This window comes from Oceanobacillus arenosus (assembly GCF_003369575.1).
Lineage (GTDB): Bacteria > Bacillota > Bacilli > Bacillales > Amphibacillaceae > Oceanobacillus > Oceanobacillus arenosus.
The window spans coordinates 1-7,788 of record NZ_PIOC01000025.1; the positions used below are offsets into that span (position 1 = coordinate 1).

Sequence of the window (7,788 nt, forward strand, 5' to 3'; positions counted from 1 at the left end):
TCCCATATTCCCCCTATAATGTCTGATATGACGTATTTTTATTATATCCTATTGTCCATTATAAGGGGGTTAAGCACTGTCACTCCCCGAGTTTTGTCGAATTTTGACATCAAATACATCATGTAACATCCATTTCAAATTTCATCAATCAAGAATTACTAATTTTATGTTAATTTCCCTACCTTCGATACCTCAAAAATGGTTTGCATGATAGAATTTAGTTAGAAATAAAGTGAATTTTCCTTTACTTATTAGCTGACTTGAAAATTAGTATTACATATTTTTAATTCATCACTTTTTTAATGGAGAGGGGCAGATGAAACTTGTTGTTACGTTATTTTTATGATGAAAAGCTGTCACATGCATCTTATTTAGTTGGTTGCCAGGAAAAAGGCGTTGCTGTAGTAGTTGATCCTATGCGCAATATTGCGCCATATATCCATGCAACAGGTACGGAAAATCTTAAAATTATTGGCGCACTCGAAACGCATATACATGCCGATTTCGTAACAGGTTCAAGGGAACTAGCAGACCGATTCAATGCCACGCTATATCTTTCAGACGAAGGTGGAGCAGACTGGAAATATCAAAATTTAGAATCATTTAACCATCAATTATTAAAAGATGGAGACCGATTTAATATTGGAAATATCATCTTTGATATTATGCATACACCTGGACATACACCGGAAAGCATTTCCTATTTATTGACAGATGGTGGTGGCAATGTGGATAAGCCCATGGGGATTTTTACGGGTGATTTTGTTTTCGTTGGCGACATCGGCCGTCCCGATTTATTGGAAAAAACTGCAGGAATTGATGGTTCATCAGAAGCTGGCGCAAAGGCAATGTATCAATCACTACAACGATTCAAATTATTGCCTGATTACTTGCAAGTATGGCCAGCACATGGCGCGGGGAGTGCGTGTGGAAAAGCACTTGGTGCTGTGCCATCATCAACTGTCGGATATGAAAAGCAATTCAACTGGGCATTACAGGATATGGACGAAGCAGCTTTCATCATGGAATTACTCGACGGACAACCCGAACCACCAGCGTATTTTTCTGTCATGAAACGGGTAAATAAAGTGGGAATGGATTTAGTAAAAAACGTTTCACAGTCAAAAATTATTACTTCACTAGGGGATGTTCAGACATTACTAAGAGATGGACAGCAAATAATCGATATCCGTTCGCCGGAAAAATTTGCGGCTGGACATCTTCCTGGAACAGTCAATATTCCACTCCGGCAATCCTTTACAACTTGGGCTGGTTGGCTTGTCGATTACAATCAACCACTCTATTTATTGGCAAATGCAGAAGATGTTGAAGAAATACAAGTGGCACTTCACTCCATTGGAATTGATAATATCAGAGGATATGCTGATGTTGAGGCAATCATAGCCAATGCTCCTTCATCATTATTGGAATCCTACGAAAACATCACACCAGCAGAAATGAAAGAGCTTTTAAAAAATCAGGAAATATACGTGCTCGATGTGCGCAATCAATCCGAATGGAATGACGGGCATATTGAACAGGCAAAGCATATTATGCTTGGTACGCTAACGAAACGAATCGCTGAATTAAACCAAGATAAGAAAATAATTGTCCATTGCAAGACAGGCCTCCGTTCTGCCATAGCTGTAAGTATTCTTCAGGCAAACGGCATTTCAAATGTAGCTAATATGACTGGTGGGTATTCTGCCTGGTAGTTTAGGTGCCTGTTTTTAGCTTCCTTATACAGTAAATGATAGATCAAAATAATAAAAATTCCCATAAAAAAGTCAACAGTCATCTATTCTTCGTATCACTGTTGACTTTTTTGTTACTTAATATGTAATCGTCAAATAAAGTATTAAATTAAACTAAAACTAATAGGCTCCTTCCTTCGGGTTGGAAATAAGCCCCATAAATAAAATGACATCTGTTTCATCATCTGTAATAGCAATAAAGAATGGTCGATTAACTTCCATATAAAACGGTCCATCAATTGGTGCAGATTCTGTTTTCACTTCTACTGACGTTACAGCAGCCGCTTCTGTTCCTTCTTCATTCACATCAATAAACGTTTTTTGCTTTACTTGACTAATCCAGAGCGGATCATCTTCTTTAATCATATTAGAAAAATCTGCACTGTTTTCATCAAATGCAGTAGTCATTCCTAAATGTCTTAATGCGTCATTTAATATTGCTTCATATTCTAATTGAAATTTCGGAAGTAAAATCGTTCCTTCCTTTTTGTGAAATTCCGATTTCCATAAATTCCAGTTTTCATTCGTTAATTGATTTTGAAAATCTGTTAGACTTGTGTTTTCCTTTGGGAGAAACACGTTCATGCTCATCGACTCATCATCACCATATGGCAGTGCAATTGCCTGAAAGCTCTCGTTTTCCATATAAGCTAATTTCTCTTTTAATGACATAAGCGGAACATCTTTAGTTGTACCATCCGCTAAATCAAACGGTCGATTTTCCGTCTGCTGCTTGTTAAATTCGTATGTCCAATTGCCATAAAAGTAGATTGCATTAATAAGAACCGCAACTAAATCCGGATCTAATGGTGCTTCGACTATTTCCTCAATCTTATTATTCGTTGCTTCCTTTACCCAATCATTTATTTTCTTAGGGCTCTCCGCATCGTTTACATCAATTTCTTCTATTTCTGCGTTAAGATAATCTCTATTATTTTCTGCAAACACATCCTGAAAATGATATTCATGGTTTAACCAAATGGAATTTGCAACATCGAGTTTAATTTGCTCTGAATGATGATGGAGCATCGACATCAAGGAAGTATTCGCTTGATTTAACGCTTCCACATCAATTTCCTCCGCCTGCAAGACATTTGCAATTTCCTCTTTTGTCTCTCCTGCCGCACCATTGTATACCATAGATAACGCCATTAAAAGACTCGTTGGTGAAATGAATAGGTTGCCATTTTCATCAGGCTCTACTTCTCCTAGTAGATTAAATCCCAATTCGTTGTTAGGAGAAACAATTTGTTTGTAATCATTTTCTTCGAATTCAACATCCCCGGATTTAACAACTCCATTAGTTGTACCGCAACCGTTTACTACTATCATCAAACCGAATAGTAAGAGTACGTATTTAACTAACTTTTTCATTCTTCTTACCGCCCTTTACTCATTAGTCTATTAAGGAATGGAAACGTTAAAATTAATAATTATTGTACATATACTCCATCTAAATCCATTTTTTCCATAAGCTTTGGTACTCCAATTCCTCTTCTTCTGATTGATTAAAGTTTTCCGCATACATGTGTGTGATCTGTTTGAACGCCACTTCCACAATCACATTAATATTCTCTTCTTCATTCACGATTAAAAAATAGGTAATAGATAAGCCTGTATTTGGTTGGAACACTTTTTCTATATCTGCATTTCCTAATTTCTTCATAAATTGATAATTGATATTTTTTAATATAATAGATTCATAGTCTTCTGATACAATAGTAGTTATGCTATGTTCTATCGTATCTTCACTCATATTCTGAATAAACTTTTCTACAACTTGCTTATTTTCATCTGTACTCGTGCTTTCTTTCTCCTGTGCTAGATGCTCTTGGGTTGCTTCTATCGTTTTCATTATTTCCGTCGACACAGGAACTCGACGATTGGCATTCTCTATCATTGTTGGACCAAATCGAGCGATGACACCGAGAAACATCGCTAGTATAATAATGACCACTGGCCATCTGCTTTGCTCTTTTGGCCATTCCATTTTTAGCTGATTCCGTTGTGTTGCTGGGCTAGTCGGAAAATCCTGCTGATATTCCGAGACATCATTAGCCTCTGTCTTTTCCCTAATCGCAGCAATATTAGTGGAATCCCATATCTTTGATAATTGAGCTTCCAATTCACTTGAAGATAATGGAGAATGTGCTCGTTTAGGCTTATAAGACAGCTCTTTAATTTGTTCAATTATATTTAGAAATTCACCATCTATCATCAACAGTTATTATATAATGAGCAACACCGATAAATTTCAATTCACTATTTTTATATTTAATCTTTGTTTTATTAGCATCATATTCCATATTATAAATCAGAATAGCAACATTAGATTCCTCTTTATAGTTAGAAGTATCATATTGTTCGAAAAATTGATTGGAGTAAGAAAAACCTTTCAATAACTCCTTCACATTATTCGTAGATGGACTAATCCATTTCTTTTCGACTAAATCGCGATCATAATATTCTAAATTAAAGTCCCTTTCGAATATTGAAGAAATACTATCCCCATCATCTGTATATTCAATATTTGTATAATTCTCCAACTCTTCCTTACTCTCAAAATTTCCAATCCATATTGATACATTATCATTCATAATTATACTACCTCCTTAATCCTATTTGTAATCCCATTTTTCCGTTTTCCAATCTATCTTCTGCCCAATTGTTCAATCTTTTTACAAAAGTTTCATAATCTACCGATGTATCTATAATACGTAGAATTTGATTATGTGCTATAGTAGATCCTTCTCCACCATGAACTCCGGGTGGATTTACAAATTTAACATCTTTAGTGAAAGTTCTCATCTCTTTTATGTCATCCATTGATATTCCCCACTCTTTAAATTTAGGAGTTCTTGCCACCAAATGCCACTCATGATGGCCACACGGTTTTCGAATTCTATCTTCAATCTTTTTTCTTAACTCTTTATTTTCCCACATTCTATTGAACTGTTCTGGAGATAAATCGTCAAACCATTTGTTGAACTCTCCGTTTCTAATAGAAGGAATTTTAATTTTTGCTAAAGCTTCACTAGTTCCCTTTTCACCAACATTCACACCATCCGTCTTACCCAACCAATCCTTTGTCATATTCTCAAAAAAATGTGTATTCTCGGCAGGCATACGGACGTTTCCAACCCCATCCATCGCTACCACATTTCGAGTCGGTATAATGTTCTTCACGTTCGTCCATGTAGTATCTGCAACTCTCCCAAGCTCTATTTCATCTCTCGCTAATTTATCTTTGGCTAGCTTGGTCGTATCTTTTATCACTGCTTCCGCATTTCGCAAGCGTACACTCGATTGTTTACTAGCTTCAATCACCATGTTTTCAACACGATTCAATTCTCGCTTAACACTTGTTTTTATTCCCGCTTTCAAACCAAATTGCCCCATATTCGCTGCTTGATTGGCAACTCGTACGCCACTACTGAATTTCTTGATTCCTGCTACACCAGGGATGATATCCAGAGGCGCTAAACCCAGCAGATTTAAAGTCCGGAAAACCTCCAGGATAAGAAACTTGATTTGGAGGAATCTCCCAATCAATATAAGTTCATATTCCTTCCTCGCTAATTTCGATTTTCCCACCTTTTTTCTGCCATTTTTCAGGATCTCTAGAATATGGAGGTTTAGTAGATAATTGTTCCTCTGTAATCTTCACTATTTCTGGATTTTTACCCGTACTCTTTTCAAGATATCGCTGTATCGAATTCAAATCCATAATAAATTGGATCATTATAAAATCGGCCATACTATAAAGATAAAAGGCAAAGGATCCACTATCCCCTGCCTTTATCATAAATCAAATCTATTTGGAATGAACTTTTCTTCACTTATTGTGCTGAAACAAATTTTCATCCATTTCAAACTCTAATTCCAATATTACTTCACTATGTTAGTTTAGTTGGTTTCAAGTATTGTGTTTTTCTTTTCTCCTATTAATCTTAAACCAAATTATTTCTGATAAAAAGGTTGTTGACCTACTATTGCATCTTTTCCAAAAGAATCACTCAAGGTAACAAAATCTATCTTTTCATCAACTTTTAAATACTTTGTTGCTACATTGGTAACCTTTTCAAATACTTTATTCGGATTGTTATCTGTATCAATGACCATTAAATAGCTTTTTTCCCCTTGATTTCGTATCATCAATAATATATAGGCACTTTTAACACTGTTAACTTTTGAAAAATACTCTTTAAGAGAATTGACCATCTCATTCGGATATTCTTTTGGGATGCCTATTATGACAGATTCATCCTTTTCAATTTTTGCATCATTATTATTAACTACTCTCATTTTTTCCCTATTAATTACAATATCTTCTCCATAGGGGTTTATAACAAACCCTACCCATGTATCATTTTCCTTTCTGAAAATCATTTCTTCATAATCCTTAAATGTTAAAATAAAGGTTTGTATATCAATTTTATCGCTCCATTTTCGTAATTCATTCCAGTCCGTAAAGGCTGGAAAGAAGTTTTCTCCTTTTTCATTGTTTATTGCAATAAAATTAATTTTTGTACCTTCTTTTAATACTGTTTTTCCATCCTTGTTTTCTGGTATTGGTTCTATTACAACAGGTGCTAGAAAGTTAGCACTCAATAACTCTTTAAAAAATTCATGTTCATTTTCTTCTACATAGTTGGTTTTTAACCTATCTATAATTTCAATTAGTTTTGGATTAGTGACAGGTTTATTTATATCAAACAAAATAAAATCACCTCATATTCTTTTACTCTATAAACTTACGATTGACATCTTTCAAGTAAATTTTCTGCTTTTTCTATATTTTTTATTATTGGACTGGTGTAATCCGTAGTATCATCTACAAACATTCTTACACAGCCACTAAAAGAATCATTTTGAACAGATTCCCCATCTTCAATCTTCTCTATAATCGTAATAAATTTATCGTGTATGTCTTTTATAACTCCATTATATCTCAGTTCGCTCTCATAATACGTTTTTAATTCATCAATGACAATTTCACATTGTTTTTTTAACTCTAATCTGAAATCACTTTTCATTTTTAACATCCTTCCTTTTTTATTTACTTGGAATAGTTCTAATATCTTTTATCCATTTTATAGACCAATCTCTTGGTAATAATATTTGATCAGCATCTCCTATCAAAATCGTTCCTGTTTCTATTATTGTTTGAAGCGCAACTCTACCAATATTCAATATTTCTCCTTTAGGTACTACTATTTTAGCTTCATACATACGTGTATTTTTCCACTCAGGCAGCAAAGCTGAATCTATTTTTGCGTCGATTCTATTTTTGGCCAGTTTAGTTGTTGCAAATCCTCCAACAGCATCTGCCTTTCCGCCAAAAGCACGATACAGCGTTACTTCTTTATTTGTAATAACAGTTCTGTATACTCCGTCTTTAAATGTATTTGCTAAGTCTTTGCCTAAATCCACTTTTTTTATTTCTATAACTTCAGTATCGACGTGAGTAGAATATTTCCCATGATTTATGGTTTCTTGAACTTCTTCTACCATACTACCAATACTCACACCATCCGTCTTACCCAACCTATTCATTATATTATTCTCAAAAAAATGCGTATTCTCCGCAGGCATACGGACATTTCCAACCCCATCCATCGCTACCATATTTCGAGTCGGTATAATGTTCTTCACGTTCGTCCATGTAGTATCTGCAGCTCTCCCAAGCTCTATTGCATTCCTTGCTAATTTATCCTTCACAACGCTTGTCGTATCTTTTATCACTGATCCAGCATTTCGCAAACGGACACTCGATTGTTTACCAGCTTCGATCACCATGTTCTCAACACGATTCAATTTCTGTCTGGCACTTGTTTTTATTCCCGCTTTCAAACCAAATTGTCCCATATTCACAGCTCGATTGGCAACTCGTACGCCACTACTGAATTTCTTGATTCCTGCTACACCAGGGATAATATCCAGTGGCGCTAATGCCCCGCGGAACCAGCGTTCGCCAGTATCTAGTTCTCTACCAGAACTCCAATCTTCCCCCGAGATTGCAGAGCCTAATTCT

At 35.3% G+C, this 7,788-nt stretch carries 8 protein-coding genes and 1 pseudogene; 1 reads left to right on the plus strand and 8 read right to left on the minus strand.

Annotated features, from left to right (window positions below; all coding sequences use genetic code 11):
• Positions 1–323 precede the first annotated feature (323 nt).
• The gene (locus tag CWR48_RS16355; protein ID WP_115774402.1) at positions 324–1,715 is read left to right on the plus strand and encodes an MBL fold metallo-hydrolase; all 1,392 of its coding nucleotides are present in this window, start codon (positions 324–326) and stop codon (positions 1,713–1,715) included.
• A 159-nt stretch (positions 1,716–1,874) separates the two neighbouring features.
• Here the strand turns inward: CWR48_RS16355 and CWR48_RS16360 are convergent, their stop codons facing one another.
• The 8 genes and pseudogenes from CWR48_RS16360 to CWR48_RS20900 all read right to left on the minus strand — a co-directional run.
• The gene (locus CWR48_RS16360; RefSeq protein WP_115774403.1) at positions 1,875–3,128 is read right to left on the minus strand and encodes a serpin family protein; all 1,254 of its coding nucleotides are present in this window, start codon (positions 3,126–3,128) and stop codon (positions 1,875–1,877) included.
• Positions 3,129–3,207: 79 nt separating this feature from the next.
• Positions 3,208–3,972 carry a hypothetical protein gene (locus CWR48_RS16365; RefSeq protein WP_115774404.1) on the minus strand — a complete coding sequence of 255 codons (765 nt, stop codon included), beginning with the start codon at positions 3,970–3,972 and terminating at the stop codon, positions 3,208–3,210.
• Positions 3,959–4,351, minus strand: a complete 393-nt coding sequence (locus tag CWR48_RS16370; protein WP_115774405.1) for an immunity 22 family protein — start codon at positions 4,349–4,351, stop codon at positions 3,959–3,961. Before CWR48_RS16370 ends, CWR48_RS16365 begins: the two co-directional genes overlap by 14 nt.
• Before the next feature lie 7 nt (positions 4,352–4,358).
• Entirely contained in the window at positions 4,359–5,348 is a 990-nt protein-coding gene (locus CWR48_RS20890) for a hypothetical protein (RefSeq protein ID WP_245976840.1), read from the minus strand.
• Positions 5,314–5,559, minus strand: a complete 246-nt coding sequence (locus CWR48_RS20895; RefSeq protein ID WP_245976841.1) for a hypothetical protein — start codon at positions 5,557–5,559, stop codon at positions 5,314–5,316. Before CWR48_RS20895 ends, CWR48_RS20890 begins: the two co-directional genes overlap by 35 nt.
• Positions 5,560–5,714: 155 nt before the next feature.
• Complete coding sequence (locus CWR48_RS16385) at positions 5,715–6,473, minus strand: enhanced serine sensitivity protein SseB (RefSeq protein ID WP_115774406.1); 759 nt, start codon at positions 6,471–6,473, stop codon at positions 5,715–5,717.
• A 35-nt stretch (positions 6,474–6,508) separates the two neighbouring features.
• Positions 6,509–6,790, minus strand: a complete 282-nt coding sequence (locus CWR48_RS16390; protein ID WP_115774407.1) for a hypothetical protein — start codon at positions 6,788–6,790, stop codon at positions 6,509–6,511.
• A gap of 19 nt (positions 6,791–6,809) precedes the next feature.
• Positions 6,810–7,788, minus strand: a pseudogene (locus tag CWR48_RS20900) (hypothetical protein); the annotation flags it as partial.